Source organism: Paraburkholderia sp. BR14320, from assembly GCF_040948665.1.
In the GTDB taxonomy this organism is placed as follows: Bacteria; Pseudomonadota; Gammaproteobacteria; order Burkholderiales; family Burkholderiaceae; genus Paraburkholderia; species Paraburkholderia youngii.
In genome coordinates this window covers 22,405-48,707 of the sequence record NZ_JBFPKG010000041.1, presented here as the reverse complement: position 1 = coordinate 48,707, position 26,303 = coordinate 22,405, and the positions used below count along the sequence as shown (strand labels likewise).

The 26,303-nt window shown below is 64.7% G+C and carries 29 protein-coding genes; 10 read left to right on the top strand and 19 right to left on the bottom strand.

Annotated features, from left to right (window positions below; genetic code table 11):
• The first annotated feature begins 175 nt into the window (after window positions 1–175).
• The 3 genes from AB3X89_RS29205 (at window position 176) to argC (ending at window position 2,599) form a co-directional block, all read left to right on the top strand.
• Window positions 176–772, top strand: coding sequence for a YbhB/YbcL family Raf kinase inhibitor-like protein (locus tag AB3X89_RS29205; RefSeq protein WP_368586384.1), 597 nt, complete (start codon window positions 176–178; stop codon window positions 770–772).
• Between the two features lie 89 nt (window positions 773–861).
• Complete coding sequence (locus AB3X89_RS29200) at window positions 862–1,434, top strand: flavodoxin family protein (protein WP_368586383.1); 573 nt, start codon at window positions 862–864, stop codon at window positions 1,432–1,434.
• A 217-nt stretch (window positions 1,435–1,651) separates the two neighbouring features.
• Window positions 1,652–2,599, top strand: a complete 948-nt coding sequence (gene argC, locus AB3X89_RS29195) for an N-acetyl-gamma-glutamyl-phosphate reductase (protein ID WP_368586382.1) — start codon at window positions 1,652–1,654, stop codon at window positions 2,597–2,599.
• Between the two features lie 373 nt (window positions 2,600–2,972).
• Here the strand turns inward: argC and AB3X89_RS29190 are convergent, their stop codons facing one another.
• Window positions 2,973–3,608 (bottom strand): LysE family translocator, encoded by a 636-nt coding sequence (locus AB3X89_RS29190; protein ID WP_368586381.1) that lies wholly within the window; start codon window positions 3,606–3,608, stop codon window positions 2,973–2,975.
• 108 nt (window positions 3,609–3,716) lie between these two features.
• A complete protein-coding gene (locus tag AB3X89_RS29185; RefSeq protein ID WP_368586380.1) occupies window positions 3,717–4,586 on the bottom strand; it encodes an NAD(P)-dependent oxidoreductase in 870 nt (289 codons plus the stop codon).
• Between the two features lie 93 nt (window positions 4,587–4,679).
• Here AB3X89_RS29185 and AB3X89_RS29180 point away from each other — a divergent pair, with 93 nt between their 5' ends.
• Window positions 4,680–5,438 (top strand): Mut7-C RNAse domain-containing protein, encoded by a 759-nt coding sequence (locus AB3X89_RS29180; protein ID WP_368586379.1) that lies wholly within the window; start codon window positions 4,680–4,682, stop codon window positions 5,436–5,438.
• Between the two features lie 53 nt (window positions 5,439–5,491).
• Entirely contained in the window at window positions 5,492–5,770 is a 279-nt protein-coding gene (locus AB3X89_RS29175; RefSeq protein ID WP_368586378.1) for a hypothetical protein, read from the top strand.
• A gap of 151 nt (window positions 5,771–5,921) precedes the next feature.
• Here the strand turns inward: AB3X89_RS29175 and AB3X89_RS29170 are convergent, their stop codons facing one another.
• Together AB3X89_RS29170 and AB3X89_RS29165 are read right to left on the bottom strand one after the other, a co-directional pair.
• Window positions 5,922–6,131, bottom strand: a complete 210-nt coding sequence (locus tag AB3X89_RS29170; RefSeq protein ID WP_018432578.1) for a hypothetical protein — start codon at window positions 6,129–6,131, stop codon at window positions 5,922–5,924.
• 268 nt (window positions 6,132–6,399) lie between these two features.
• Window positions 6,400–7,152, bottom strand: a complete 753-nt coding sequence (locus AB3X89_RS29165) for an IclR family transcriptional regulator C-terminal domain-containing protein (RefSeq protein ID WP_368586377.1) — start codon at window positions 7,150–7,152, stop codon at window positions 6,400–6,402.
• A 234-nt stretch (window positions 7,153–7,386) separates the two neighbouring features.
• Between AB3X89_RS29165 and AB3X89_RS29160 the strand changes: the two genes are divergently transcribed.
• Window positions 7,387–8,316: a DMT family transporter gene (locus AB3X89_RS29160; RefSeq protein ID WP_368586376.1), complete on the top strand. Its 930-nt coding sequence runs from the start codon at window positions 7,387–7,389 to the stop codon at window positions 8,314–8,316.
• A gap of 78 nt (window positions 8,317–8,394) precedes the next feature.
• On the opposite strand, the gene AB3X89_RS29155 is transcribed toward AB3X89_RS29160, so the two are convergent.
• The 4 genes from AB3X89_RS29155 to AB3X89_RS29140 form a co-directional block, all read right to left on the bottom strand.
• Window positions 8,395–8,646, bottom strand: a complete 252-nt coding sequence (locus AB3X89_RS29155; RefSeq protein WP_368586375.1) for a hypothetical protein — start codon at window positions 8,644–8,646, stop codon at window positions 8,395–8,397.
• A 782-nt stretch (window positions 8,647–9,428) separates the two neighbouring features.
• Entirely contained in the window at window positions 9,429–10,301 is an 873-nt protein-coding gene (locus tag AB3X89_RS29150; protein WP_368586374.1) for a DUF2242 domain-containing protein, read from the bottom strand.
• A 198-nt stretch (window positions 10,302–10,499) separates the two neighbouring features.
• Window positions 10,500–11,177 (bottom strand): lytic transglycosylase domain-containing protein, encoded by a 678-nt coding sequence (locus tag AB3X89_RS29145; RefSeq protein ID WP_368586373.1) that lies wholly within the window; start codon window positions 11,175–11,177, stop codon window positions 10,500–10,502.
• A complete protein-coding gene (locus tag AB3X89_RS29140; RefSeq protein WP_368586372.1) occupies window positions 11,174–11,434 on the bottom strand; it encodes a hypothetical protein in 261 nt (86 codons plus the stop codon). The genes AB3X89_RS29145 and AB3X89_RS29140 overlap by 4 nt, the downstream gene beginning before the upstream one ends.
• 301 nt (window positions 11,435–11,735) lie before the next feature.
• Here AB3X89_RS29140 and AB3X89_RS29135 point away from each other — a divergent pair, with 301 nt between their 5' ends.
• A complete protein-coding gene (locus tag AB3X89_RS29135; protein ID WP_368586396.1) occupies window positions 11,736–11,996 on the top strand; it encodes a DUF6723 family protein in 261 nt (86 codons plus the stop codon).
• A 49-nt stretch (window positions 11,997–12,045) separates the two neighbouring features.
• Here AB3X89_RS29135 and AB3X89_RS29130 read toward each other — a convergent pair whose 3' ends face one another.
• The 6 genes from AB3X89_RS29130 to AB3X89_RS29105 form a co-directional block, all read right to left on the bottom strand.
• Window positions 12,046–12,645 (bottom strand): rhomboid family intramembrane serine protease, encoded by a 600-nt coding sequence (locus tag AB3X89_RS29130; protein ID WP_368586371.1) that lies wholly within the window; start codon window positions 12,643–12,645, stop codon window positions 12,046–12,048.
• Between the two features lie 197 nt (window positions 12,646–12,842).
• Entirely contained in the window at window positions 12,843–14,660 is a 1,818-nt protein-coding gene (gene glmS / locus AB3X89_RS29125) for a glutamine--fructose-6-phosphate transaminase (isomerizing) (protein ID WP_368586370.1), read from the bottom strand.
• A gap of 59 nt (window positions 14,661–14,719) precedes the next feature.
• Complete coding sequence (glmU, locus tag AB3X89_RS29120; RefSeq protein WP_368586369.1) at window positions 14,720–16,081, bottom strand: bifunctional UDP-N-acetylglucosamine diphosphorylase/glucosamine-1-phosphate N-acetyltransferase GlmU; 1,362 nt, start codon at window positions 16,079–16,081, stop codon at window positions 14,720–14,722.
• 141 nt (window positions 16,082–16,222) lie between these two features.
• Entirely contained in the window at window positions 16,223–17,224 is a 1,002-nt protein-coding gene (gene ttcA / locus AB3X89_RS29115; RefSeq protein ID WP_368586368.1) for a tRNA 2-thiocytidine(32) synthetase TtcA, read from the bottom strand.
• 3 nt (window positions 17,225–17,227) lie between these two features.
• On the bottom strand, window positions 17,228–17,623 hold the full coding sequence (locus tag AB3X89_RS29110) for a dihydroneopterin aldolase (protein ID WP_013090805.1): 396 nt from the start codon (window positions 17,621–17,623) through the stop codon (window positions 17,228–17,230).
• A gap of 90 nt (window positions 17,624–17,713) precedes the next feature.
• Window positions 17,714–18,541 carry an SDR family oxidoreductase gene (locus tag AB3X89_RS29105; RefSeq protein WP_368586367.1) on the bottom strand — a complete coding sequence of 276 codons (828 nt, stop codon included), beginning with the start codon at window positions 18,539–18,541 and terminating at the stop codon, window positions 17,714–17,716.
• Between the two features lie 13 nt (window positions 18,542–18,554).
• On the opposite strand from AB3X89_RS29105, the gene AB3X89_RS29100 reads away from it, so the two are divergent.
• Window positions 18,555–19,757 (top strand): class I SAM-dependent methyltransferase, encoded by a 1,203-nt coding sequence (locus AB3X89_RS29100; protein ID WP_368586366.1) that lies wholly within the window; start codon window positions 18,555–18,557, stop codon window positions 19,755–19,757.
• Window positions 19,758–19,788: 31 nt separating this feature from the next.
• The gene (locus AB3X89_RS29095) at window positions 19,789–19,983 is read left to right on the top strand and encodes a DUF2905 domain-containing protein (protein ID WP_018418711.1); all 195 of its coding nucleotides are present in this window, start codon (window positions 19,789–19,791) and stop codon (window positions 19,981–19,983) included.
• Between the two features lie 31 nt (window positions 19,984–20,014).
• Here the strand turns inward: AB3X89_RS29095 and AB3X89_RS29090 are convergent, their stop codons facing one another.
• From AB3X89_RS29090 to AB3X89_RS29075, 4 genes are all read right to left on the bottom strand, one after another.
• A complete protein-coding gene (locus AB3X89_RS29090) occupies window positions 20,015–21,247 on the bottom strand; it encodes a multifunctional CCA addition/repair protein (RefSeq protein ID WP_368586365.1) in 1,233 nt (410 codons plus the stop codon).
• Window positions 21,244–21,897: a glutathione S-transferase family protein gene (locus AB3X89_RS29085; protein ID WP_368586364.1), complete on the bottom strand. Its 654-nt coding sequence runs from the start codon at window positions 21,895–21,897 to the stop codon at window positions 21,244–21,246. The genes AB3X89_RS29090 and AB3X89_RS29085 overlap by 4 nt, the downstream gene beginning before the upstream one ends.
• A 40-nt stretch (window positions 21,898–21,937) precedes the next feature.
• A complete protein-coding gene (locus AB3X89_RS29080) occupies window positions 21,938–22,891 on the bottom strand; it encodes a complex I NDUFA9 subunit family protein (RefSeq protein WP_368586363.1) in 954 nt (317 codons plus the stop codon).
• A gap of 82 nt (window positions 22,892–22,973) precedes the next feature.
• The gene (locus AB3X89_RS29075) at window positions 22,974–24,941 is read right to left on the bottom strand and encodes a transglycosylase SLT domain-containing protein (protein WP_368586362.1); all 1,968 of its coding nucleotides are present in this window, start codon (window positions 24,939–24,941) and stop codon (window positions 22,974–22,976) included.
• A 77-nt stretch (window positions 24,942–25,018) separates the two neighbouring features.
• Here AB3X89_RS29075 and AB3X89_RS29070 point away from each other — a divergent pair, with 77 nt between their 5' ends.
• Window positions 25,019–25,561 (top strand): 5-formyltetrahydrofolate cyclo-ligase, encoded by a 543-nt coding sequence (locus AB3X89_RS29070; RefSeq protein WP_368586361.1) that lies wholly within the window; start codon window positions 25,019–25,021, stop codon window positions 25,559–25,561.
• A 50-nt stretch (window positions 25,562–25,611) separates the two neighbouring features.
• Here AB3X89_RS29070 and AB3X89_RS29065 read toward each other — a convergent pair whose 3' ends face one another.
• Window positions 25,612–26,124, bottom strand: a complete 513-nt coding sequence (locus AB3X89_RS29065) for a winged helix DNA-binding protein (RefSeq protein ID WP_018418717.1) — start codon at window positions 26,122–26,124, stop codon at window positions 25,612–25,614.
• Between the last annotated feature and the right edge of the window lie 179 nt (window positions 26,125–26,303).

Sequence of the window (26,303 nt, the reverse complement as noted above, 5' to 3'; positions counted from 1 at the left end):
CGATAATCCTCTTACTATAGCTGATTTCCTATCTGCTAATTCCGCGGGACGCGAACAGATTGCGTCGCAGAGCTAATCAGCGCTGGTGTTAGACTTTATTCGACCTTGGGGCACAATTCAGGACAACGACCATCGCGAGGACCCGCGCCTCGCGCCCTGACAGGAGAACCGGCATATGCGCGTGCGTTGCCTGGTTGTTTCGTTGGCTTCATCGTGGCGGCATCGATCGCTCGCCGTCGGCGCGATGCTTGCACTATTGGCGGCGCATGGTGCCGGTGCCCGGGCCGACGAGCCGTTCACGCTGACGAGCGCGAGCGTGCGCGCGGGCGGCGCCGTGCAGAATGCGCAGGTGTTCGACCAGAACGACTGCAAGGGCGGCAACCGTTCACCGCAGCTCTCATGGCGCGCCGCACCAGCCGGCACGCGCGGCTTCGCGATCACGATGTTCGACGAGGACGCGCCGGGACGCGGCTGGTGGCACTGGGCGGTCGCGGGCATCCCTGCCACGGTCGACAGCCTGCCCGAGAATGCCAGTTCGTCCGGTTTCCTGCGCAAGCTCGGCGCGGTCGAAGCGCGCAACGACTTCGATACCGACGGCTATGGCGGCCCGTGCCCGCCGCCCGGCAAACCGCATCGCTATATCATCACCGTGTACGCGCTGAACTCTGCCGATCTGCGTCTCGCGCAAGGGCGTCCCGCGTTGATGTTCGATCACGAGATCGGCACGGCCGCGATTGGCAGCGCGAAGCTGGTGGTCAATTACGCGCGCTAGTGGCGGTCAGCGCGGCCGTCATGGCGCGCCACCTCGCCGCCTCGCGTTTCGTCCCCGATCACCTGCGGGTCGCCTTGCTGGAGCAGTCTATGTCGAAGATCGTCATCGTTTATCACAGCGGCTACGGCCATACGAAGAAGGTTGCCGAAGCCGTCCTCGCGGGCGCACTCGAAGCCGGTGCGCATGCGAAGTTGATGCCGGTCGGCGACCTCGACGACGCCTCGTGGGACGAGCTCGCCGCCGCCGACGCGCTGATCTTCGGCGCGCCGACCTACATGGGCGGCCCGTCTGCCGACTTCAAGAAGTTCGCCGATGCGAGCTCGAAGCCGTGGTTCGCGCAGGCGTGGAAAGACAAGATCGCGGCCGGCTTCACGAACTCGGCGACGATGAACGGCGACAAGTTCTCGACGATCCAGTACTTCGTCACGCTGGCGATGCAGCACAGCATGATCTGGGCGGGCACCGGCATGATGCCGTCGAACACGAAGGCCGCGACGCGCAACGATCTGAACTTCGTCGGCGGCTTTACCGGCCTGCTCACGCAATCTGCGGCCGATGCGTCGCCCGACGAAGCGCCGCCGCCGGGCGATCTCGAAACCGCACGCCTGTTCGGCGCGCGCATCGCCGACGTCACTGCGCGCTGGAACGCGGCGCGCGGCTGATGGCTGCATGCGCTGAAGGGCGCCCAAACGGCGTCGCGCCGCATCGGTGGTGCATCTTCGGTCATCAGTCAGCATCTGCCGCACAGCGGGTCACGCCGATGTCACGTTGCGCGCGCATCGTCGTTTTTTCGCGCTGCACCGCACTGGCCCGGCGATGACGTCTTAAAATAACGTTCCGGCGCGGCGTCGCGCCCCGTTTCCAGCGAGTGAGATTGAGATGAGCACGAAAGTTTTTGTCGACGGACAGGAAGGCACCACCGGCCTGAAGATTTTTGAATACCTGTCGAAGCGCGCCGACGTCGAAATCCTGCGTATCGAAGAAGCGAAGCGCAAGGATCTGGACGAACGCCGTCGTCTCATCAACGCATCGGACGTCACGTTCCTGTGTCTGCCCGACGTCGCCTCGCGCGAATCCGCTTCGCTCGTCGAGAACGACCGCACGGTGCTGATCGACGCGAGCACCGCGTTCCGCACGTCGCCCGACTGGGCGTACGGCCTGCCTGAGCTGGCCCGTTCGCAGCGCGAGCGGCTGCGCACCGCCAAACGCATCGCCGTGCCGGGCTGCCACGCCTCGGCATTTGTGCTCGCAATGCGTCCGCTCGTCGCAGGCGGCGTAGTCGCGCCCGAGTTCGCCGCGCACGCGTACTCGATCACCGGCTATAGCGGCGGCGGCAAGAAGATGATTGCCGACTACGAAGCCGGCGGCAACGACAGGCTAAAGAGCCCGCGCCCGTACGCGCTCGGCCTCACGCACAAGCATCTGCCGGAAATGGCCGCGCATACGGGCCTGAAGTCGGCGCCGATCTTCACGCCGATTGTCGGCGACTTCTACAAGGGCCTCGCGGTCACCACGTACTTCTCGCCGGGCCAGCTCGCGAAGAAGACGACGCCGCAGGACCTGCAGGCTCTGTTCGCCGAGTACTACGCAGGCGAAGCATTCGTGCACGTCGCACCGTTCGACGCCGATGCGAACCTCGACAACGGCTTCTTCGATGTGCAGGCGAACAACGACACCAATCGTGTCGACCTGTTCGTGTTCGGCAATGAGGAGCGCTTCGTGACCGTCGCGCGTCTGGACAATCTCGGCAAGGGCGCGTCGGGTGCGGCGATCCAGTGCATGAATCTCGCGATCGGCGCGGCCGAAGACAGCGGTTTGACACGCTAAGCGAGTCGGCTCGCGGGCCTCACCGCGAGCTACGAAAACGAAAAAAGCCGGTCTTTACAGACCGGCTTTTTTCGTTTCAATACCGCGAACCCGATCACTTCCTACGTGGCCGTGTCGTATAAGTTCTGAGCTTGGTTTTCCCCGTTCGCGGCCGCGCTTTGCGCACATGCGGCGAATTCCGGGCAAAAAAAAGCCCGCCTAGGTTGGCGGGCTGAATCCATATCAGAGGAGACATGGAGGAGACAACACGTACTATAGCAAACCGCTTGGTGCGTTGCAACATGCAAATTAGGGTTGACCCTCGATGTTGCAAACATACAACAGCCACATTAATACGCTTGCGTTTCTCCTTGTCTGCCAGGAGGCGCGGTGCTTAGTGCCGCACCAGCGCCATCATCGCGCCGAAACCGACGAACACACCGCCCGTCAGCCGGTTGAACATCCTTGCGACGCTGCGGCTTTTCAGCTTCGCGCCGATGCGCGTGCCGAAACCGGCGTACACCAGATACCAGCTGACCTCGATCAACGCGAACGTCGCGAGCAGCACGCCGAACTGCGGCAACTTCGGCTCGGTGGCATCGATGAATTGCGGCAGCAGCGCAGCCGCGAACAGAATCGCCTTCGGATTGCTGCTCGCGACCAGAAAGCCGTTGCGAAACAGCGCGAAGCGCGAGCGCGCTGGCCTGAGCGCCAGGTCGTCGACGGTTTGCGCGGCGGCTTCGTCGGCTGGCGCACGCCATGCCTTGATGCCCAGATACACGAGGTAGGCCGCGCCGATCATGCGCAGTGCGTTGAACATGGTCGGCCATGCCGCCAGAAACACGCCGAGTCCCGCCGCCGATACCGCCAGCATCAGCACCAGCGCCGACAGACAGCCGGCCATTGTCGCGCTCGCGCGGCGCAGACCGTGCTGGGCGCCGTGCGTCATCACGAGCAGCATGTTGGGACCGGGAATCGCGGAAACGACGAAAACGGTGGCGACGAACAGCCACCAAGTATGCAGAGTCATCGAAATCGGATGTGAGGGGATCGGGCGGCCATTATGCCTTGCCGCCCAACGTGACTCCATGCGCTCACATTAAGGCGATCGCTCGCGTGCGGCGATCGAAGCCTTTCGTCAACGGCCGGCGCGCCGCGCGGCCACCTGGCCCAGTACCGCGAAATCCTTCTCGCCGTCGCCGTGCGCGATCGCTTCGATCAGGCTGTCGCGTACCACGCTCGCGACCGGCATCGGCGTCGTCACCGCATCGGCGGCGGCGAGCGCGAGGCGCACGTCCTTGAGTCCCAGACGCGCCTTGAACAGCGCCGGTTCGAAGCGTTGCTCGGCGATCAGCTTGCCGTAGCCCGAATACACCGGTCCCGGGAACAGGCCGCTCGTGATCACGTCGAGGAAGTCGTGCATCCCGACGCCGTGGCCCGTCACGAGCGCGGCCGCTTCGCCGAGCGACTCGATCGCCGCACCGAGCATGAAGTTCGCGGCCAGTTTCATCACATTCGCCTGCTGCGGCAGCGAGCCGATGCGCCAGGTCTTCTGGCCGAGCACGTCGAAAATCGGCTGGATCCGGTCGATCGATTCGGCCGGCCCGCCCGCGACGATCGTCAGCTTGCCCGCGGCCGCGACGTCGGGCCGACCGAGCACCGGCGCGGCCACATAGTGCACGCCGCGCGACGCGTGCGCGGTCGCCAGTTCCTCGGCGAGCGCGACGGAAATCGTCGCCATGTTCGCGTGGATCAGCCCGCGCGGTGCATGTTCGAGCAGCGACGCGGTGATGACTTCGCGCAGCGCGGCATCGTCGGCGAGCATCGAGAACACGGCGTCACCCGCAAACGCTTCAGCCGGCGTGGCGACCACTTGCGCGCCCAGCGCGGCCAGCGGCTGAGCCTTTTCCGGCGAGCGGTTCCACACGCGCACCTGGTGCCCGGCTTTCAGAATGTTTGCAACCATCGCGGCGCCCATCTCGCCGAGACCGATAAAACCGATGTCCATCTATCGCTCCGTCTGCTAAAGAACCCGAAGTAAAGCACACTCATGCGACACGCGCAGGACAACACGCAGCCCGGGCGGTGCGATACTGCAGGCATGGTCACCGCGACATTCCGCTTCTACGAGGAGCTGAACGACTTCATCGCACGGCCGCTGCGCCGGCGCGCGTTCACCTGCGTGTGCGCGCGCGACGCGACGACCAAGCACATGATCGAAGTGCTCGGTGTGCCGCATACCGAGGTCGAACTGATCCTCGTGAACGGCGAGTCGGTCGGTTTCGATTATCCGCTCGCCGACGGCGACCGCGTCGCGGTCTATCCGAAGTTCGAGGCGCTCGACATCCAGCCGCTGCTGCGTGTGCGCGAGCGTCCGTTGCGCGTGATGCGCTTCATCGCCGACGCGCATCTCGGCGGCCTCGCGCCACTGTTGCGGCTGGCGGGCTTCGATACGCTGTACGACAACCACTTTCCCGACGCCGATATCGAGGCGCTCGCCGCCGCGCAACAGCGCATCGTGCTGACGCGCGACCGCGAGCTGCTCAAGCGCCGCAACATCACCCACGGCTGCTATGTGCGCGCGCTGCGGCCGCGCGAGCAGTTGCGCGAAGTGTTCGAGCGGCTCGATCTCGCGCGCAGCGCGCAACCGTTCCGGCTATGCCTGGTATGCAACGCGCCGCTGCGGCGCATCGGGCGCGAGGAGGCCGGCCCGCGTGTGCCGCACGGCGTGCTGCAGCGGCACAGCCGCTTCGTGACCTGCGATGTATGCGGACGCGTGTTCTGGGAAGGCACGCATTGGCAGAGGATGCGCGCATTGATGGACAGCGTCTCCGCCAGCGCGCCGGAGCGGGTCGGCTGAGCCCGCGCGCTTGCGTACAATGCGGGTTGATCTATTTGGCAGAGGCCTTTCCGATGGCGATGAAAAAAACCGACCTTGAAAAGAACAAGGCGCTGAAACTGGGCAACGCGATGAAGCAGGCGGCCGCGAACCGCGGCGGCAAGAATGTCGCGACCGAGCCGAAAGCCGACCGGCGCGAGCAGCGCAAGCTCGATCAGGCGCAAGGCCTCGTCCCGTTTGCGTGCAAGCTCAATAGCGGGCTGGTGGAAGAGTTGAAAACGCGCGCCACCACGCATCCGGACGGCCTGAACGGGCTGCTCGATGAAGTGATCCGCCGCGGGCTCGCGGGCTGATCGTCCCGCGCGCGATATTCGCCGCAAAAGCAAAAAGGCCAGAGCGCGAGCTCTGGCCTTTTTGCTAGCAACGCATCTGCCTTCGCCGGCCACACCGACCGGCAAGCGGCCCGGTGCAGCGGCATGGCACGCCCGACGAACGGGCGTCGGCTTAGTTCTGCGTGCCCTTGTCGTTCGTGCCGGCGGCCGAAGCTGCAGCGGAAACGTGTGCCTTCTTGCCGTGGGTCTTCAGTTGCTTGATGTGATGCTTCTTCGGTGCGCTTGCTGCTTCCGTAGCGGCGGCATCCGATGCCTGTGCGAAAGCCTGAACGGAAACGAGTGCGATCGAAGCGGCTGCGAGCGAGACGATAACTTTTTTCATGTGTTGATCCCCAAACCAGACGACTTAGTCAATGTGAATGAATACAACAGCTGCACGGTAGAGCGGGCCGGACTTCGAGGCGCCTTGCGCTCCCCGCGGGAGAGTATTACCCAAGCGTAGGCGGTTTGTCATGCGTAAAACTCGATATGTATTTTCCGGGAGACAGCCTGCTTTCAGCGTGCTTTCATCGACCTGCAATTGCGCCAGGGACACTACCAACTCCCCGTGAAGCCGCCCGCCGCGCGCCTCACCGACCGCTTCGCCGCGCTCAAACCAGGTTCCGCAGCAGGCTCGCGGTCTCCTGCAGCGCCGGCAAAACACGGTGCAGCGCGGCGTTCGCGGACTCCTCGCCGATCGGCATGCTGACGCTGATCGCCGCGACCACCGTACCGTGCCGGTCGCGCAACGGCACCGCGACGCCGCGCACGCCGAGCTCGAGTTGCTGGTCGGTGACCACGTAGCCGTTGCGGCGGATTTCGCCGAGCACTTCCCTGAGCCGGTCGACCGTCGAATAGGTGTACGGCGTAAAAACCTTGATCGGATACGACGCGAGCCACGGGTCGATGCTGTCGGGCGGCTGAAACGCGAGCAGCACGAGCCCCGCCGACGATAACGGCGCCGGCGCGCGCGAGCCGGTCACGAAGCCGACCGCCATCGCCCGATTCACGCCGTTGCGCGCGACGTAGACGACATCGTGTTCGTCGAGGATCGCGACCAGCGCGGTTTCCTGCACGGTTGCGGTGATCCGCTGCAGGAACGGCTGCACCGTGCGCGGCAGCCGCGCCGAATCGAGGTAGGACTGGCCGAGCCGCAGCACGCGCGGCGCGAGCCAGAACAGCTTGCCGTCGGTGTCGACGTAGCCGAGCTCGCGCAGCGTCAGCAGATAGCGGCGTGCGGCCGTCCGCGAAAGGCCGGCGCGCGCGGCAACCATCGTCGGCGTCATGCGCGCGTGCTCTTCGTCGAATGCTTCGATGATCGCGAGCGCCTTCGCGGCGCCCGCGATCCAGTCCCTGTCGTCCATTTCGTTTGCTCGTGGAAAGAGCCGGGATCACGGTCCGGCTTACAAGTCGCCTGATCAGGGCGGTCCGCACGGCGGCGGCCGCGGCCGTTGCGCGATTATCGCGCGGCGCGCAGGCTTTGCCTGCCCTGCGCGCGAGGCCCGCGTATCATGTGAGCGATTCCTTATGGGCTGCGCACCGCGTGAAGCGCCCTTGCGGCTTTCCAGCCGGATCCACACGACAAATCAGAACCAACCTTGAATCCCGACAGCCGACAACACCTGCGCGCGAACGTGCTGATGCTGATCGCCGCGATGATCTGGGGCTCCGCGTTCGTCGCACAGCGACTGAGCCTCGATACGATCGGCCCATTCCTGTTCACCGGCCTGCGCTTTCTGCTCGGGGCGCTCGTCGTGCTGACGATGATCGTCTGCGTGCGCCGCCCGGCGCTCGCCGAACTGACGAAGCGCGCGCCCGGCGGTGCACGCGAACTGCTTGGCGCGGGCGGACTGCTCGGTGTCGTGCTGGCCGTGTCGATCTCGCTGCAGCAGATCGGCCTGCAGTACACGAAGATCGCGAACGCGGGCTTCATCAGTTCGCTGTATGTGGTGATCGTGCCGCTGCTCGGCGTGCTGTTTCGCCACCGGACCGGCCTCGGTACATGGCTTGGCGCGTTGCTCGCGGCCGTTGGCATGTACTTTCTGAGCGTCGACGAGCACTTCTCGATGCTGTATGGCGACTGGTATCAGCTCGCCGGGGCGCTGGTGATTTCCGCGCAGATGATGCTGGCCGGCCGCTTCGCGGCGCGCCACGACACGCTGATGCTCGCACTCGTGCAGTTCGTGACCTGTGGGCTCGTATGTCTGTCGATCGGCCTCGTCGTCGAGCCCGTTAGCGCCGCGGTAATTGTGCGAGCCGCGCCGACCATCGTTTACGGCGGTGCGTTATCGGTCGGCGTCGCGTATACGATCCAGGTGGTTGCGCAGCGCTATGCGGCGCCTTCGCATGCGGCGGTGATTTTCAGCATGGAAGGCGTATTCGCGGCGTTCGCGGGCTGGCTCGTGCTCGGCGAAACGCTGACGGCTCGCGCATTGTTCGGCTGTGCGTTGATGCTCGCGGGATTGATCGTGTGTCAGATGCTGCCGGGCTGGAAACGCGCCCGGCAGCGTGCTCCGCAGGGGTTGTGATTGACAGCGGTTAAAACCATTCGACGCCGACGCTCGGTGCGCGATCCGCACCGGCAGGCGTCCTTCCCATTCGCCTAACTATGCTGCGCGTGGATGAGCGAATTGGCTCGGCGTATCGGCGGTCGGCGGAAACACGCACCAGCAGCCATCGTCGTGCCGAAAGAAGAACAAACCTCGCGCGCCCTCTTCCGATGAAGTTTCCACCCGCACATAACGCCGCCCGCCGGTGCGCGTGCGGCTGAACTCGGTCACGTGAACCGGCTCGGCCGGCGATGGCGAAAGCCACTTGTCGACCAGAAACCGCAACGACTGTTCGCTCGCGGTTCTCATGATCTGCTCCGGAACAGCTTGTCGCGCTGCGCATCGCGCGTGGACTCGGGACTGTCGTCGTCGCGAGTGGTGTCGCCGTTCTCGGCAGCCTCGGCGGCTGCCAGCGCCATCACCCGATTGGTCGAGGCCGCCCGCAACGATCTGCAATGGGCCGCATGTCGAAGGTCCGACAGAAGACGGACTAGCTGTCGTGCTGATCTGCGTTTCATACATCCCCCGCACTGCACCAGAAACCTCACAAAACACTTTAACTCTATGCCGGATTGTTCGCTGGGCAAATGGTTTTGACGAAATAGCAACAGTTGCGCTTGCAATAAGAAGGCGCGCAATCTTCGTACCGCGTCATCAATGTGCGCGTTCGATGGGCGAAATTCTGTGCGTTGGCGAGCGCTTCGCATCACGCGAAGCGAAGGTGCCCAGCAACGGAAGGCGTGCTTCGGAGGCGATGGTTATCCACAGCGACCTCTGAATAACTTCGGGATAGCGCGACGAACAGCCTGTGCGCGAAATCTTGATAAAGGTGGGGGTCGGTTATCGGGTGTTCGAACTTATCCCAGTTATGTAGTTTTTCTACCGAGGTGTTCCGCAGGGTTATCGGCTTCGCATGATGTTGAAGCGGCGCGACATTTGCCACTTATCCACAGAATCGGTTAACCCTTGTTAACTACTACTACGTATGTATACGTATCAAGTAAACACCATAAGGTGAATCTGACCGCGCGCATGAATAAAAGGCTGATCGGGACTTGATCAGCCTTGATGCGAAAGTCGCTGCGCTGCCTTCACGGCACCAGAGGCGCCGTGCCGCTCGCGGGTTCGATCGCCGCGGCCTGGCCGATCGGGCCGGATGGATGGATCGGAGAAGAGGGCGACGGCGTCGTTAACGGAACCGGTGCGGGCGCGGTTAACTGCACGGGGGCGGGCGCTGGTTGGACCGCTTGAGCGGTAGTTGGCGACAACACGTGAACCGGCACGGCCGGCGTCGCCTGAACGGCAGCGGGAGCCGCCGCCGGTAGCGGCTCGGGGACCGGGTCAGGAATCGTCAGCTGGAGCGGCGTGGTTACCTGCATCGGCAGCGTGCGCGTTTCGATCGAGCTGCTCGTCACCGGCTGCGTACGCACGACGGTTTGCAAGTAATGATCGACGAGGCTGAAAAAACGGTCGTAGAACTTGCCCGACGGGATCGTTTCGCTCGAGATCTTCACCATCGCGTCGCTATTCGAGCGAATCGGCAGCGACAGCGAACCGAGCACGCTGAGCCCGACGCTCGCCGACGTATCGCTCTTCTTCAACGCGAAGCCGTTCTGCACCGCGTTCACATAAACGATGCTGGTATTGGCCGCCTCTTCGCCCGGTGTGCAGACGACGTGAAATTCGACAACCACGTGCGAATCGCCGGTCGGCTGAAAATTCTTCGTGCCATCCACGGTATCGGGGCGCGACATCGTCGTCAGATAGCCTTGGCTCAGCAGTGCGCGGCGCGCGGCTTCGCAGCTATCGCCGGTGCTCGAATTGAAATTGCGCGCGTACGGGCTTGCGCCGGTTTCGAACAGTTCCTGCGTAAATTTGGGTTGCGGCGTGCTGCTGCTGCATGCCGTCAGCGCGAGCAGCCCGAACAGGGCCGCGGCGGTGGTGCGGGAGAAGGGGGTCTGCATGATCAGGTGCAAGAAGCGCCTCGTGAGCGCGAATGGGAATGCATTGTAGAGCGGGTAGCGCCACGTGCGTAAAAAGCGTGCAAGCCGGAGCCCGAACCACATTACGTCATGTAACACAGCACATCAATTGGATGCACGAAGCCCGGCCTTCGCAGCGCATTCGGGCGAAAACGGGGAGTAGAAACCGCGCGAGCGCGCCTAGTTCGATGTCGTGCGCGTCGAGCCCGCTGTCGCGGCCGAAGTCGACCCAGAGCCCGCGGTGGCCCCGCTCGCGGCAGGCGCCACAGGTGCAGTGAGCGCCGCAGGTACGCTGAACGCGTCGGCCCACGGGTTCGCACCGGCGCAACGATCCGCCTCGCACGACGCGGCCCGACCAGCGGCTCCTGATGCGCCGTCCGCGGGCGTCGCAACCGCCGCGAAATCCTCGACGCGCAGATTCACCTTCTGCGCATAGGCCTTCGAACCGCCATAGCTCTTCAGCGCGGTATTCAGATCGCCGTTCGCCGAGCGCATGTAGCCGTACAGGATCGCCGAACCGGCTTCGATATTTGCGCCCGGTTCGGTCAGGTCCTTCACGTTGCGCAGCAGCCCGCGGTGAGCCTGCGGCACGACTTGCATCAGCCCCGTCGCGCCATTGGCGCCGCGGGCCTTTTCTTTGAAGCGGGATTCGATCGAGATGATGGCGAGCAGCAGCGCCGGAGGGAGGGAATATTTGTTGGCGGCGGATTGCACCGCGTCGGAGATCTTTTGAGCTTTTTCTTTGCCCACACCGAATTTCTGCGTCAGGTACGCCGATATTCGGTCGGTGTTTTCGTCGGCCGCCGCGGTTTGCGCGAGGCCGAGCGAAAGCACGATCAGGCAAAGTAATCGGCTCATGGTGGACGTCGGAGGAGCAAAGATCCGCGCATTATAGCCCCGCTGTACCGTGCGGCACCATTTTTGTCTTTTAAATCAAGGGTGACCATAACCCTTCGCGTTTTTCGATCCGCTTCTCCGGCCGCTTTGGCCTTCAGGTCGAAACCGTCCGTCAGCGTCTGGAGAAAGGCGGCGACGTCGTCGCTATCACGCTCGGAACAGACCGGACGCTCGCCTGCTTTGCGCGTGGGCGGTTCGTCGGTCGTGTCGACGTTCACGCGCAGTGCGACCGGCGGATCGTTGGACTTGTCGACTTTGCCGTGCGCATCCTTCGGATATCACGTGTCCGGGTTCGTATCGCGTTGCACGTAGAAACACAGCGACACCGACGCCCAGCAGCTTTTTGCCTCGCAACTCTTGTGCAGTTAGTTGCACTTTTCCGTCCCGGTAGTAATCGAACCTGCTGATCGCGCGGCGAGGGGGCCCGCTCGCTTCATCGTTCGCGCGGATTTGAGACAATGCACGTCGGCCGTGCGCATCGTTGCGCACCGCTTCGATGAACAACCGATGTTTTCAGCTATGAGCAAGACCGCGTTTATTCCCAGCGTCCCGGGCACATCGGAGGACGACTTCGAGATTTCGGCGAGCGCGAAGATGGCTGGCTACCGGCGCTTCTTCGGCGTGTTGAAGGTCGTGCGCACGACCGACGGCCGCGTGCTGTTTCCGTTCGACGGCGCGCCCGAACTGGGTCCGCATCCGAGCCGCGTCGAAGCGCTCGCGGCAGCGCAGGTGTATGGCGAGCACATCGTCGCGAGCGATCTGGCGCGGCCGGAGTTGTAGGCCGATACGCCCTCGAACCGGGCCCATTCCAACGAACCGGAGATCTCCGTCAGCGCGCTCGCACCCGGCGCGCAGCCCCGGCCCCCGAACGCGCCGCGAGCACACCACCGATCACGCCGCCGATATGGCTCTGCCACGACACATCGGGATAGATCGGCAGCACACCGAACAGCAGACTCAGGCCGTAGCTGCCGACCACGACCAGAGCCACGAGGATCGACACCAGATTGCGCGTGTAGTACCCGCGTGCGACCAGGTAACCCGCATAGCCGAACACCAGCCCACTCGCGCCGATATGCACCGAATACGGCGCGCCGAACAGCCACGCGCAAAGACCGGCGCCGAGCATCGCGCCGATGGTTGCGCGCCAGAAGCCGCCGATGTGCGGCCACATACACAGCCAGCCCAGCACGACGAGCCCGCTCGTGTTGGCCGCGATATGCCCGACGCTCGCATGCAGCCACGGCGCGAACAGGATCCCTTGCAAGCCGCCGAGCGTACGCGGCACGACACCGAGTTCGTCCAGATGCAGGAACGGCAACGCAACCGACAGAAAGAACGCGGCCCACATCGAACCGACGAACAGCGCGATCAGTACGACCCGGGACTTGAGCTTCTCGGTGAGCGTGTTGGGAGATGAGGTCTTCATGGTGACGTGGCCACGGGATGTCGACAGAGGGTAGTCGAGCTGGCGTCGTCACGTCGAGGCATCGTGGGACGACAGATGCCGATTGGAGCGGTGGATGTTTCGTCAGCCGCACCGTTTGGCGGTGCGGCTGATTTGGCGCGAACCGACGGCCTGGTTCGTCGCAGCCGTCGTTTGCTACGTCTTCTCCTGCTTCGTCGTCACTCCACCGTCACCGATTTCGCCAGGTTGCGCGGCTTATCCACATCCGTGCCACGCGCACATGCGGTGTGATACGCGAGCAACTGCAGCGGCACCACGTGCAGGATCGGCGACAGCAAGCCATAGTGCTCTGGCATCCGGATCACATGCAGCCCTTCGCCGTTGACGATCTTCGTGTCCGCATCGGCGAACACATACAGCTCGCCGCCGCGCGCGCGCACTTCCTGGATGTTCGACTTCAGCTTTTCGAGTAGCGCATCGTTCGGCGCAACCGTCACCACCGGCATCGCTTCGGTCACGAGCGCCAACGGCCCGTGCTTGAGCTCGCCAGCCGGATACGCCTCGGCGTGGATATACGAAATCTCCTTGAGCTTCAGCGCGCCTTCGAGCGCGATCGGATAGTGCATGCCGCGTCCGAGGAACAGTGCGTGTTCCTTGCGCGAAAACTCCTCCGCCCACGCGATGATCTGCGGCTCCAGCGCGAGCACGCTGTTGAGTGCGGCCGGCAGGTGGCGCAACTGCTTCAGATAGCTCGCTTCCTGCTCGTCGTTCAAACGTCCGCGCAGCTTCGCGAGCGTTGCCGCCAGCGTGAACAGCGCGACCAGCTGCGTCGTGAATGCCTTGGTCGACGCTACGCCGATCTCGCGGCCCGCATGCGTGAGGAACGACAACTCGGTCTGACGCACCATCGCGCTCGTGCCGACGTTGCAGATCGCAAGCGTGTGGTTGTGGCCGAGTTCCTGCGCGTGCTTGAGCGCCGCGAGCGTGTCGGCGGTTTCGCCCGACTGCGAGATCACCACCACCAGCGACTTCGGATTCGGCACCGACTCGCGATAGCGATACTCGCTCGCGATCTCGACCTGAGTCGGAATCTTCGCGACCGATTCGAGCCAGTACTTGGCGGTGAGTCCCGAGTAGTAGCTGGTGCCGCACGCGAGAATCAGCAGGCTGTCGATGTCCGCGAACACCTGGCGGGCGCCTTCGCCGAAGATCGACGCATCGAACGCGTCGGCTTGCGGAATCGTGTCGGTGATCGCGCGCGGCTGCTCGAAGATCTCCTTCTGCATGAAGTGGCGATACGGGCCGAGTTCGACCGCGCCGCCATAGGCCGCGACCTGACGCACCTCGCGTTGCGCGATCTCGCCCTGGCGATCGGCGATGCGCACGCCATCGAGCGACAGTTCGCAGACGTCGCCTTCCTCGAGGAAGATGAAGCGCTCGGTGCTGCCCGCGAGCGCGAGCGCGTCAGAGGCGAGGAAATTTTCGCCGTCGCCGAGTCCGACCACGAGCGGCGAGCCCTGGCGGGCGCCGACGACCGTATGCGGCTGATCCCGGTGCAGCACCGCGATCGCATACGCGCCATGCAGTTGCGCGATCGCCTCGCGCACCGCGGCGAACAGGTCGCCGCGATACAGGCTATGGATCAGGTGAGCAATAACCTCGGTGTCGGTCTGCGAAACGAACTCGTAACCCTTGCCACGCAGCATTTCGCGCAGGGTCTCGTAGTTTTCGATGATGCCGTTGTGTACCAACGCCAGCGCATCGCGCGAGAAGATCGGGTGCGCGTTGTCGGTAACCGGTGCGCCATGCGTGGCCCAGCGGGTATGCGCGATGCCCGTCACGCCTTCGAGGTGACCTTCGCGCACCTGAGCGTCGAGGTCGGCGACGCGCGCGACGCTGCGCGCGCGGCTCGGCCCGCGAGCGCCGAGCACGGCGACGCCGCACGAATCGTAGCCGCGATATTCGAGACGTCGCAGTCCTTCGATCAGGACGGGAACGATGTTACGTTGCGCAACCGCGCCGACAATGCCGCACATGGTGTATTCCTTTTCAGTGCCGAATTCAGTGAGCGCGCGTCGTGGGCGCGCCGTATCGATCAGCTTTTCTTTTTGACAGGGCGCACGTAGCCCGTCTTGCTCGTCTGGGTTTTATCGTTCAACACCAGCGCATTCGCGGCGACGTCTTTCCACACCGTGGTGCCGGCCGCGATCGTCGCGCCGCGCTGCACGCGCACCGGTGCGACCAGTTGCGTGTCCGAGCCGACGAACACGTCGTCCTCGATCACGGTGCGGAATTTGTTCGCGCCGTCGTAGTTGCAGGTGATCGTGCCCGCGCCGATATTCACGCGCGCGCCGACATCCGCGTCGCCGATGTAGGTGAGGTGGTTGGCTTTCGAGCCATGACCGAGCACCGCGTTCTTGATCTCGACGAAGTTCCCTACATGAGACTCGTCTTGCAGCGCCGCGCCTGTGCGCAAGCGCGCATACGGGCCGACAACGGCCTTCGCGCCGACTTCGGCGCCTTCGATGTGCGAGAACGCATCGACGCGCGTTCCCGCGCCGATACGCGCGTTGCGGATCACGCAGTTCGGCCCGATGCTGACGTTGTCAGCGAGCGACACGCTGCCTTCGAACACGCAGTTGACGTCGATCGATACGTCGCGGCCGCATTCGAGCGTGCCGCGTACGTCGACGCGCGCCGGATCGGCGAGCGTCACGCCCGCGACGAGCAGCGCGTCGGCGACATTGCGCTGATAAATCCGCTCGAGTTCGGCGAGCTGCTGCTTGCTGTTGACGCCGAGCGTTTCCCACTCGTCGTCGGGCTGCGTGGTGACGACTTCGAGGCCGGCTTCGATCGCCATCTCGACCGCGTCGGTCAGATAGAACTCGCCTTGCGCGTTGTCGTTCTTGAGCGCCGCGAGCCAGCCGGCGAGGCGCGCGGTTGGCGCGACGATGATGCCGGTGTTGATTTCAGCGATCTTCAGCTGTTCGGGACTTGCGTCCTTCTGTTCGACGATGCGCTGCACGTTGCCATGCTGATCGCGCACGATGCGGCCATAGCCGGTCGGATCGTCCAGCGTGACGGTGAGCACGCCGTAGCCGTCCTGGCCGGCGCGCTCCGTCAGTGCGCGCAGCGTTTGCGCGCGCGTGAGCGGCACGTCGCCATAGAGCACCAGCGTGGGCAACGAAGGATCGAGCAGCGGCAGCGCTTGCTGCACCGCATGGCCAGTGCCGAGCTGTTGCTCCTGCACCGCGAACTGGATATCGGGCGCCGCGACGGCTTCGCGCACGGCTTCGGCGCCGTGGCCGATCACGACGATCAGGCGCGCGGGCTTCAGCGCGCGGGCGGTGTCGATGACATGAGCGAGGAGCGGCCGGCCGGCCAGAGGATGGAGCACCTTGGGAAGCGCGGACCGCATGCGCTTGCCGGTACCTGCCGCCAAAATGACGATGTTCATGGCGTCGGCAAATAGACGAGTTTGGAGCGGACGATTCTATCATGCTGCAACTGCAAAAAAGGCCGCAGGAGCGGCCTCGGCAGGACGTGCAGGCCAGCGGAAAACCGCCGGAATACCGCCAAAACAAGCAATTTTCGCTCTCTACAGGTCGTCGAACTGGACCAGCGGAATAGTCTTGGCGCCGGTGAGCGGCGCACCTTCGTCGCCGCTCGAGCAGGGTTCTTCGTCGAACGCGATGTCGCCTTGCGGGTCGGCCTCGCCGGTCGCACGCAGCCCCGCGAACGGAAACAGCTGGTGGTCCATCAGATGCGACGGCACCACGTTCGACAGCGCGTTGAACATGTTCTCGATGCGGCCGGGGAAACGCTTCTCCCAGTCGCGCACCAGCGCCTTCATTTCCGCGCGCTTCAGGTTTGGTTGGCTACCGCACAGATTGCACGGAATGATCGGAAATTCGCGCAGCTCCGCGTACTTCTCCAGATCGGTTTCCTTCACGTAGGCAAGCGGCCGGATCACGATGTTCTTGCCGTCGTCCGATTGCAGCTTGGGCGGCATGCCCTTCAGCTTGCCGCCGTAGAACAGGTTCAATAGCAGCGTCTGCAGGATGTCGTCGCGATGATGGCCGAGCGCGATCTTGGTCGCGCCGAGCTCGCCGGCGACGCGATACAGGATGCCGCGCCGCAGTCGCGAGCACAGCGAGCAGGTGGTCTTGCCCTCGGGCACGAGCCGCTTGACGATGCTGTAGGTGTCCTGGTTCTCGATGTGGAACGGGATGTCGAGCTGGGTCAGATACTCGGGCAGCACGTGCTCAGGGAAGCCCGGCTGCTTCTGGTCGAGGTTGACCGCGACGATGTCGAAATTGATCGGCGCGCGCTCGCGCAGCCGCATCAGGATATCGAGCATCGCGTAGCTATCTTTGCCGCCCGACAGGCACACCATCACCTTGTCGCCGTCCTCGATCATGTTGTAGTCGCCGATCGCCTGGCCGACCTGGCGCGCGAGGCGCTTGAACAGCTTGTTGTTCTCGTACGCCTCCTTCTGCTCGCGGCGCGTGAGCGGCGATTTCGGCGCACGCGCAGCGTTCGAGGCCGTGGCGGCCTCGGCGGCCTGGTTGCCTGCGTTCAGCATTTCCGGTGCATTCATCTCTCAGTCCTCCTTGATGCGGAAGACTTCGACGCCGACCGCGTCGCAGTCCGGATAAACATCCGGCTTCTCGGTCGACACGCGCGCGCCGCGCACCTGCGGATGTTCGAGCATCACGCGCACGAGGTCGTCGCACAGCGTTTCCTGCAGATGGATATGGCCTTGCGACACGCGCTTGGCGATCGTCGAGCGCATGAAGTCGTAGTCGACGACTTCGGTGAGCTTGTCGTGTACCGGCGTGGACATCGCGAGCGGCACGAACAGTTCGACGTTGATCACGACGCGCTGCTCGCCGCGCTTTTCGAAGTCGTGCACGCCGATATTGATGTGCACTTCGTAATTGCGCAGAAACAGCCGGCGGCAATCGGCGAGCCGGGGGTGCGAAAGAGCGGCAAACATGTTCGTTCCAGTCAAAAAAGCGTGCGGGGCACGCAAAGGGGCGCTGCGCCACACGCGACGGCCGCTTCGAAGGCTGGCCGCGCGCGCATGTCAGGCGCCCGTCAAAAACATTACGTCGCGCGGCAGCGGCACGAGATGCTGCCCGCCGTCGACCACCAGCGTCGTTCCGGTGACGCCGGCTGCATCCGCGAGATACAGCGCGGCGGCGACGATATCCTCGGGCCGCGACGCACGGCCCAGAGGCGTCATACGGTGAGCGGCCTCGAACCCGTGCTGGGTCTGGTCGCCCGATTGCATCGTCAGGCCGGGCGCGAGCCCGACCACCCGGACCTTCGGCGCGAGCGCCTGGGCGAGCGCGACCGTCGCGGTCTGCAGCGCCGCCTTCGACAGCGTGTACGACAGATAGTCCGGGTTCATGTTGTACAGCTTCTGATCCAGCACATTGATGACCACGCTGCGCTGGCTTTCGTCGCGCAGCGCAGCATCGGGCGTCGCGTCGTAAAGCATGCGCGCAAGCACCAGCGGCGCGCCGAGGTTCATCGCGGTCAGCTTCAGCAGCAGCTCGTAGCCGACGTCGCGCGCCGTGTCTTCCTCGAAGCGCGACGCGTTGTTGACGATGCACGACGGCCGCCCTAGCGCCGCGGCACAGTCCGGCAGCAGCCGCGCGACCTGCGCTTCGTCGCCGAGCTCGGCGTGCAGCGCGACCGCGCGGCGGCCCAGCGCGACGATCTGCGCGACCACTTCGTCGGCGTCCTCACGCGAGGCCCCATAGTGCACGGCCACGTCCCAGCCGCGCGCGGCGAAGCCGAGTGCGAGCGCGCGCCCGATGCGGCGCGCGGCGCCGGTAATCAGCACGACGCGGGGCGGTTCAATCGGCGCTTCGGCAGCGCGGGCAGCGATGTCCGGAGAAACGGTCATTTACAATGCGGGGATGAATCCGAAAGCTCACCAACCCGATAGTTTACCTGCTCCCGGCCCGAGCGCGCTCGCGCAGTCCGACGCGCTCGTCGCCGAGATCCGCGCGCAGCTCGAAGCGGCCGGCGGCTGGCTGCCGTTCGACCGCTACATGGAGCGCGCTTTGTACGCGCCGGGGCTCGGCTACTACAGCGGCGGTGCACGCAAATTCGGCCTGCGCGCCGACGACGGCAGCGACTTCGTCACCGCGCCGGAACTGTCGCCGCTGTTCGCCGCGACGCTCGCGCGCCCGGTCGCCGAAGCGTTGGAGGCGAGCGGCACGCGCGACGTGATGGAGTTCGGCGCCGGCACCGGCAAGCTCGCCGCGGGGCTGCTCAATGCGCTCGACACGCTCGGCGCCGAATTCGACAGCTATTCGATCGTCGATCTGTCGGGTGAGCTGCGCGAGCGGCAGCGCGAAACGATCGCGGCGGCCGCGCCCGAACTGCTCGCCAAAGTGCGCTGGCTCGACGCATTGCCGGAGCGCTTCGAAGGCGTGGTGATCGGCAACGAGGTGCTCGATGCGATGCCGGTGCGCCTCTTCGCGCAAAACGGCGGTGTCTGGCACGAGCGCGGCGTGGTGTGGCGCGACGGCGCATTCGCGTTCGACGACCGCCCCGTCGCGGCCGCCGCGGACCGCGCGCTGCTGACCGAAATCGATACTGATCGCGAGAACGCCGCCGACGGCTACGTGACCGAAACGCACGAAGCCGCCCGCGCCTTCACGCGCACGATCTGCACGATGCTCGCGCGCGGCGCGATCTTGCTGATCGATTACGGCTTTCCGCGCCATGAGTACTACCACGACCAGCGCGCGCAGGGCACGCTGATGTGCCACTACCGGCATCGCGCGCACGGCGACCCGTTCCTGTACCCCGGTCTGCAGGACATCACCGCGCACGTCGAATTCACCGGCATCGCCGAGGCGGGCGTCGAGACCGGCGCGGACCTGCTCGGCTTCACGTCGCAAGCGCGCTTCCTGCTGAACGCGGGTGTCACTGAGGTGCTCGGCGAAATCGATCCCGCCGACGCCAGGCGTTTTCTGCCCGCGGCCAACGCGGTACAGAAGCTGCTGTCCGAGGCGGAGATGGGCGAACTCTTCAAGGTGATCGCGTTTTCGCGCGGACTCGACGATACGCTGCGGGCCTTTTCGAGCGGCGACCGCTCGCATACGCTGTGATTGTGAAGCCGCTCCGCTTCGAGGATTCGCGATGATTCGCTGGCTGTTGACTACCTTCGTTGCCGTCGCGGTGCTGTCGTCGTGCTGGCCCTGGCTGAGGAAGCTCGGCATCGGCCGGATGCCCGGCGACGTGACCTTGCGGCTGTTCGGCCGCGAGTATCCGTTTCCGTTCATGTCGACGCTGGTGCTGTCGATGCTGTTATCGCTATTGGCGCGGGTGTTGTAGACACCGCGCGCCGCTTCACGTTACCTCCGCTTCAGGCAAGCGCCGCTTGCACCGCGCGCACCCGCTCCTCATGCACGGCGTCCTTGATGCCCGCCGGCGCATCGGCGAGCCGCTTGGCGACCGCTCCCGCATCCACGCCTCGCGCGGCCACCAGCGCCACCCTCAGCCGCTCGGCCTGCGGGTACTCGCTCATCTCGAGGCCGAGCCGCCCGCGCGCATCGGACTCGCAGGCCTGTAGCGCCTCGGCGAAGCGCGCCGGCTTCCTGATCGCGTCGCTGCGCTCGAGCAGGCGCACCAGCGCTGCCGCCCCCATCTCCATCACGCGATGAATATTGCCGTGCTCGCGCGCGACCAGCACCGCGAGATCGCGGCACTCGTTCGGCACGCGCAGCCGCTCGCACAACGGCTTGAGCAGATCGACGCTGCGGCCCTCGTGGCCGATGTGCCGCGGCAGTTGCTCCTCGGGCGTGGTCGCCTTGCCGAGGTCGTGTGTCAGCGCTGCGAAGCGCACCGGCAGCGTGTAGCCCTGCTGCGCGGCATGGTCCAGCACCATCATCACGTGAACACCGGTATCGACCTCGGGGTGATAGTCGGCGCGCTGCGGCACGCCGAACAGCGCGTCGATCTCAGGTAGAACTCGCGCGAGCGCGCCGCACTCGCGCAGCACGTCGAACATCCGCGACGGCTTCTTCTCCATCAATCCGCGCGACACTTCCTGCCACACGCGCTCGGCCACCAGCGCATCGGCTTCCCCGTCGGCGACCATTTCGCGCATCAGCGCCAGCGTTTCCGGCGCGACCGTGAATTCGACGAAGCGCGCCGCGAAACGCGCGATGCGCAGAATCCGCACCGGATCTTCGAGGAACGCATCGCTGACATGGCGAAAGAGCCGCGCCTGCAAGTCAGCCTGGCCGTTGAACGGATCGATGACGGGGCCGGTCAGCTCACCGTCCGGGCGCACCTCGCGCGCCATCGCGTTGATCGTCAGATCGCGGCGCGCGAGATCTTCTTCGAGCGTCACGTCGGGCGCATAGAAAAACTGGAAGCCGTGATAACCGGCCGCCGTCTTGCGTTCGGTGCGCGCGAGCGCGTACTCCTCGTGCGTCTGCGGATGCAGGAAAACCGGAAAGTCCTTGCCCACCGGCCGATAGCCCTGCGCGACCATCTGCTCGGGCGTCGCGCCCACAACCACATAGTCGCGGTCCTGCACCGGTACGCCGAGCAGTTCGTCGCGGACCGCGCCACCTACTGCATAGATATTCATGGGCATTCGTCTTGATAGGCGATCGCGTGCGTTTCACGGCGCGAGGCATCGATCCATGCATTGACCGCGGGCAGTCCGGTAAGCCGCTCGACATAGGCGGCCGAGGTCTGCGACAACGCCGGCTTCCACGTGTTGAAGCGCATCGCGACCGGCGCATACATCGCGTCGGCAATGCTGAATTCGCCGAACAGGAACCGACCGCCGTAGGTGTCGAGGCAGTCGCGCCAGATCGTCTCGATCCGCGCGATGTCGGCGAGCGCGCCGGGCGTCGCGTTCTTGCCCGGGAACGACGCACGGATGTTCATCCACATCTTCGAGCGCAAATCGCCGAAGCCCGAATGCATCTCGGCGCTGACGCTGCGCGCATGCGCGCGCGCCGCCGCGTCGCGCGGCCACAGCGCGTGTTGCGGGAAGCGCTCGGCGAGCGTTTCGGCGATCGCGAGCGAATCCCACACGGCCTGACCCGCGTCGTCGATCAGGCACGGCACTTTGCCCGGTCCACGCGGTGCCTGAGCGAGGATCTTCGCATTCGTGTCCGCTTCGTTTAGCAGGATCAGTTCCTCGTCGAACGGAATGCCGAAGTGCGTGAGCAGCAGCCACGGACGCATCGACCACGACGAATAGTTCTTGTCACCAATCAGCAGTTTCATGCTTGTTATCAGGGAGTGTTGGATGGGATTGTGCGAGGGTTCAGCGCCCCGCGCTGGCTCGGAACGTGTCGAGTCGCGACCCCGAGGACGCGCCGGTCAGATACGTCGGCACGATCGCTTCGATGCTGACCGGTTCGAGTCCGAGCTCCGGCGCGAGTGGCCCGCTCAGAATATTGGCGACCTTCATCGAATCGAGATTGTCGCGCGAAATCACCGGTTCGCCCGGCGCCAGTTCGAAGCTCAGCGCCTGCAGCCGCGCGAGCGGCTCGGGCAGACGGATGATGCGCGCATGCTTGCCGATCACGTCGCCGCAATACGACACCAGGTCTTCGAGCGTATAGACGGTGGGGCCGCCGAGCTCGTAGGTGCGGCGGCCCGCGCCATCCATATCGAGCACGTTGACGATCGCCTTCGCGACGTCGCCGACATAGACCGGCTGGAATTGCGCGTCCGGCATCGCGAGCGGGATGGCCGGAAACACGCGCTGCAAAAACGCGAACTTGTTCAGGAACGCGTCCTCGGGTCCGAACACGACGGACGGACGGAAGATCGTCCATGCGACGTTCGCCGCATGCACGGCTTTCTCGCCGTCGCCCTTCGAGCGCGCATACATGCTCGGGCCGCTCGGATTGGCGCCGAGCGCGCTCAGATGAATCAGCCGATGCACGCCCTTGCCTTCGCAGGCGGCGACGATGCGCGTCGGCAACTCGACGTGCGCATGCGCGAACTCCGGTCCATAAGGCTTGCCGCGTTTGCCGTTCAGGATACCGACGAGGTTGATCACGCAATCCGCTCCTTCGACGAAGCGCGCGAGCTGCACCGGATCGAACACGTCGGTTTCGAGCACGTCGATCGGCAGTGTGGTCAGATGGCGCGCGTTGTAGCGTCGCCGTGTGGCGACGCGCACATCCTTGCCCATTTCGACGAGCGAGTTGACGAGGTAGCTGCCGATGAATCCGGAGCCGCCGATGACCGCGATAGCTTGATGTCGCATTTTTCGACTCCCTGATGGAAGCCGCGGCAACGGCTGGCGAAGCGCGCCGCAACCTCGAAACGAGATTGCGGCGGCAAGGCGCTTACGGTGCGATGTAACCCAGGCGCGCCTTCAGCGATTGCGGACGGCCTTCGAACAATGCCGCGTAGTAGACCGTGTTGGACAGCACATTCTTGACGTAGTCGCGAGTCTCCTGGAACGGAATCGTCTCGGCGAACACCGCCCCTTCGACCGGGCGCTGCAGCGACTGCCGCCAGTTGCGCGGACGGCCCGGACCTGCGTTGTAGCCAGCGGTGGCCAGCACGGCGGACCCGTCGAACTGATTGTAGATCATCGCCAGGTAGTTCGTGCCGAGCAGGATGTTGGTGTTGATGTCGTTCATCTGCTCGCGCGAGAGCGGGCCCAGACCGATTTTCTTCGCGACCAGCTGCGCGGTGGCCGGCATCAGCTGCATCAGTCCGCCCGCGCCGACATCCGAGCGCGCATTGATGATGAAGCGCGACTCCTGACGAATCAGCCCGTACGCCCACTCGACGTCGAGCCCGCTCGACTGCGCGTCCTGCTCGACGATGTTGCGGAACGGCGATAGATAGCGCAGTGAAAAATCGTGCTCGCTCTTCGTGCGGTCCGCAGTGTTGACGGTGCGGTCGTACAGCTCGATACGGCGCGCGTACTCGGCGGCCGCCAGCAGTTGCCGGTCGGTCATGCCGCGCAGCGGCCAGTTCCACTCGCGATTGCCTTCGAGCCGCAGATTCAGCGCATAGAAGCGCTGCGCCAGATCGAAGCCCGGCGTGGTGCCGGCCTGCTGCACTTCGGCGTCGGTGACCGTGGTTTTCGGCGGCACGGTGATCTTCTGGCCGAGTTCTTCGAGCGCAAGCTGGCCGTAGAAATTGAAGTTCGACGCGATCGACTGGAATTCCTGGTTGGCCGTCGCGGTGTCGCCGGCCTGCTTCAGCGCGCGCGCATGCCAATACACCCACGACGGCTGCTTGCGCAGCGACTCGGGCATCTGTTCGATCGACCAGCGCACCATGTTCCAGTCGCCGGCGAGCAGTGCGCTGCGCGTGCGCCATTCATACGCGGGATTCGACAGCGGTGCGTTCGCCGACAGCCGGAACCAGTCGACCGCGGCAGGCATCTGCTTGAGCGCGCCCTGATAGCCGATCGTGCCCCAGCCGATTGCGCGCTCCGGCGAATTCAGCGACGGCGCGACCGATGCGAACGTGGCCGCGGCCATGGCCGGATCGTTGCGCGCCATGCGCGTGATCGCGAGCAGCGCCAGCTGATGCGATTGTGCGTCCGGTCCGACGCCGCGCGCGAGCAGCAGCGGCGGCGTATTGGCGGCCTGGCTGAACAGCACCGGGTCGGGCGGCGGGTCGCCGAGCGCGTCGACGAGCTTACTGCCGGTGTTCGTGTAGTTCTGCTCGTACGCGAGACGGATCTGCGCCCAGACGTCGTCGCTGCTGAACTGGTGGTTCACGCCGAGCACCGTGATCAGATCGACGCAACCGTCGCCGTACCACTTCGGATCGACGAGCAGCGCGCGTGCCGCGTCCGCGACGTTCTCGCCGCGCGACGCGCGCGATTCGAGCGCGTAGCACTTGACCTGAGTGTCGTCGTCGAGCACGAACTTCGCGTACTGCTGGTCGAAGTTGCGCCAGTCGTGGCGCGTGCCGAGCACGGTCAGATAGTCGTTGCGCATGCGATCCGCGATCGCCTGGCCGTCGTACTTCTGCAGGAACGCGAGCACCGGCGCATCCGGCGCGTCGATGCGCGCATGGCCGGTCGAATCGAACAGCTGCGGCTTGATCTGGAAGTACTCCAGATACGAGGGCGCCGGATAATCCGGGATCATGCTCGCGAGCTGGGCTGCGCGCGCTGCGTCGTTAGTGCGCGCGGCTTCGCGAAGCTGGACGAAAATCTGGTCGTCGTTCGTGAGTTGGGAGATCGGGAGGGGCTTGACGGCCGAGGCAGTACTGCAGGCCACGAGTGCCGCTGCGGCCAGCGCGATACCGGCCGCGCGATATACTCGAAAAAGGCGTTTTGACATCGTTGTTTCTGGAGCGCGAATTGGACCCAAGCATAGCATGCAACCCTGTCCCCGCAACCAAAAAGGCGCTGCGCCGGATGTTGCTGGAAAGCCGTCTGCAAGCGGCTTCCGAGCCGTCGAAGAATGCCGCGCTCGGGCGTCGAATGCTCGACGCGCTGAAGCACTATGCGGTACGCAGCGCCGGATTCTACTGGCCGCTCGCCGGCGAGTTCGACGCGCGCGGCGCGATTGGGATCTGGCTCGCCGCGGATTCGCATCACGAAGCCAGTCTGCCAATCATTAAAGAACGTGGCATGGCACTCGAATTCCATGCGTGGACGCCCGCGACGCCGATGAAAATCGGTCATCACAGGATTGCCGAGCCCACTTCGGGGCGCGTCGTGCTGCCCGAGCTGCTGTTCGTGCCCTGCGTGGGTTTCGACTCGGACGGCTATCGCCTCGGCTATGGCGGCGGCTATTACGACCGCACGCTGGCCGCCTGGCCGACCGCGCACAAGCCGATCACGGTCGGCATCGCGTACGAAGCGTGCCGCACCGACACGCTGGAACGCGAGGCGCACGACATTCCGCTCGATCTGATCGTGACCGAAGCGGGGTTTCATCCGGCGCTGCCGGACTGAACTCGCGATGCGCGCCGTGTGACGCTCGGCGTTTTCGCGCTATTTCGTCGTTACAGCGAAGCGGCCGCGCGCGCCGCCGTGTCGTACAGCCCCGACGCATTGCGCATCAACTGCGCGGCCTCGCCGATCTGCTGGTTGGTCAGGCCGCTTTCCTTGAGCGTCGAGATCAGGCAGTTCTCGCGCACCTCGCGATACTTCAGGCATAGCTCGCGGCCCGCGTCGGTTGCGGAAAAAAACACTTCCTTGCCGGTCTTTTCGCTTTTTACGTACCCTCTAGCTACGAGCTTTTTCAACGCGTAAGTCGCGACGTGCGTGTCTTCGATGTTCAGCACGAAGCAGATGTCCGCGAGCTTCTTGCGGCGCTCGCGATGGCTCACGTGGTGCAGCAGCGACACCTCGATCGCGGTCATGTCCTTGTCGCCGGCCGCCGACATGCAGCGCACCATCCAGCGGTTGAACGCATTGCCCGCCATGATCAGCGCGTATTCGAGTTCGGACAGCTCCGCGCTGCTCTCGGAGACGAGGTGTTCCGACGAAACGATCTTGGTGGGATGACGCGTCATACGAGGTTCCCGTGACGAATTGGGATGGAAAAGTGTCGCAAGTGTACGACGATGCCCCGTCGCCGACGAGCCTGGCAAAACGCTTATTGATAAATCGTCAATATTTTATTGATAATGTACGCTCGAAACGTTGCCGACTCCATGCCGGACATGCGCCAACGTGCCGCGCTGTCCGGCTC

Bases quoted from the DNA above. Each gene is read 5' to 3' on its own strand.
- AB3X89_RS29080 (WP_368586363.1), bottom strand. From the start codon at position 22,891: ATGCGACATCAAGCTATCGCGGTCATCGGCGGCTCCGGATTCATCGGC.
- AB3X89_RS29085 (WP_368586364.1), bottom strand. From the start codon at position 21,897: ATGAAACTGCTGATTGGTGACAAGAACTATTCGTCGTGGTCGATGCGT.
- AB3X89_RS29190 (WP_368586381.1), bottom strand. From the start codon at position 3,608: ATGACTCTGCATACTTGGTGGCTGTTCGTCGCCACCGTTTTCGTCGTT.
- ttcA (WP_368586368.1), bottom strand. From the start codon at position 17,224: ATGAATGCACCGGAAATGCTGAACGCAGGCAACCAGGCCGCCGAGGCC.
- AB3X89_RS29205 (WP_368586384.1), top strand. From the start codon at position 176: ATGCGCGTGCGTTGCCTGGTTGTTTCGTTGGCTTCATCGTGGCGGCAT.
- AB3X89_RS29145 (WP_368586373.1), bottom strand. From the start codon at position 11,177: ATGAGCCGATTACTTTGCCTGATCGTGCTTTCGCTCGGCCTCGCGCAA.
- AB3X89_RS29200 (WP_368586383.1), top strand. From the start codon at position 862: ATGTCGAAGATCGTCATCGTTTATCACAGCGGCTACGGCCATACGAAG.
- AB3X89_RS29185 (WP_368586380.1), bottom strand. From the start codon at position 4,586: ATGGACATCGGTTTTATCGGTCTCGGCGAGATGGGCGCCGCGATGGTT.
- AB3X89_RS29130 (WP_368586371.1), bottom strand. From the start codon at position 12,645: ATGAAGACCTCATCTCCCAACACGCTCACCGAGAAGCTCAAGTCCCGG.
- AB3X89_RS29170 (WP_018432578.1), bottom strand. From the start codon at position 6,131: ATGAAAAAAGTTATCGTCTCGCTCGCAGCCGCTTCGATCGCACTCGTT.
- AB3X89_RS29095 (WP_018418711.1), top strand. From the start codon at position 19,789: ATGATTCGCTGGCTGTTGACTACCTTCGTTGCCGTCGCGGTGCTGTCG.
- AB3X89_RS29165 (WP_368586377.1), bottom strand. From the start codon at position 7,152: ATGGACGACAGGGACTGGATCGCGGGCGCCGCGAAGGCGCTCGCGATC.
- AB3X89_RS29180 (WP_368586379.1), top strand. From the start codon at position 4,680: ATGGTCACCGCGACATTCCGCTTCTACGAGGAGCTGAACGACTTCATC.
- AB3X89_RS29075 (WP_368586362.1), bottom strand. From the start codon at position 24,941: ATGTCAAAACGCCTTTTTCGAGTATATCGCGCGGCCGGTATCGCGCTG.
- AB3X89_RS29175 (WP_368586378.1), top strand. From the start codon at position 5,492: ATGGCGATGAAAAAAACCGACCTTGAAAAGAACAAGGCGCTGAAACTG.
- AB3X89_RS29150 (WP_368586374.1), bottom strand. From the start codon at position 10,301: ATGCAGACCCCCTTCTCCCGCACCACCGCCGCGGCCCTGTTCGGGCTG.
- AB3X89_RS29100 (WP_368586366.1), top strand. From the start codon at position 18,555: ATGAATCCGAAAGCTCACCAACCCGATAGTTTACCTGCTCCCGGCCCG.
- AB3X89_RS29065 (WP_018418717.1), bottom strand. From the start codon at position 26,124: ATGACGCGTCATCCCACCAAGATCGTTTCGTCGGAACACCTCGTCTCC.
- AB3X89_RS29135 (WP_368586396.1), top strand. From the start codon at position 11,736: ATGAGCAAGACCGCGTTTATTCCCAGCGTCCCGGGCACATCGGAGGAC.
- AB3X89_RS29090 (WP_368586365.1), bottom strand. From the start codon at position 21,247: ATGAATATCTATGCAGTAGGTGGCGCGGTCCGCGACGAACTGCTCGGC.
- argC (WP_368586382.1), top strand. From the start codon at position 1,652: ATGAGCACGAAAGTTTTTGTCGACGGACAGGAAGGCACCACCGGCCTG.
- AB3X89_RS29105 (WP_368586367.1), bottom strand. From the start codon at position 18,541: ATGACCGTTTCTCCGGACATCGCTGCCCGCGCTGCCGAAGCGCCGATT.
- AB3X89_RS29070 (WP_368586361.1), top strand. From the start codon at position 25,019: ATGTTGCTGGAAAGCCGTCTGCAAGCGGCTTCCGAGCCGTCGAAGAAT.
- AB3X89_RS29155 (WP_368586375.1), bottom strand. From the start codon at position 8,646: ATGAGAACCGCGAGCGAACAGTCGTTGCGGTTTCTGGTCGACAAGTGG.
- glmS (WP_368586370.1), bottom strand. From the start codon at position 14,660: ATGTGCGGCATTGTCGGCGCGGTTGCGCAACGTAACATCGTTCCCGTC.
- AB3X89_RS29110 (WP_013090805.1), bottom strand. From the start codon at position 17,623: ATGTTTGCCGCTCTTTCGCACCCCCGGCTCGCCGATTGCCGCCGGCTG.
- glmU (WP_368586369.1), bottom strand. From the start codon at position 16,081: ATGAACATCGTCATTTTGGCGGCAGGTACCGGCAAGCGCATGCGGTCC.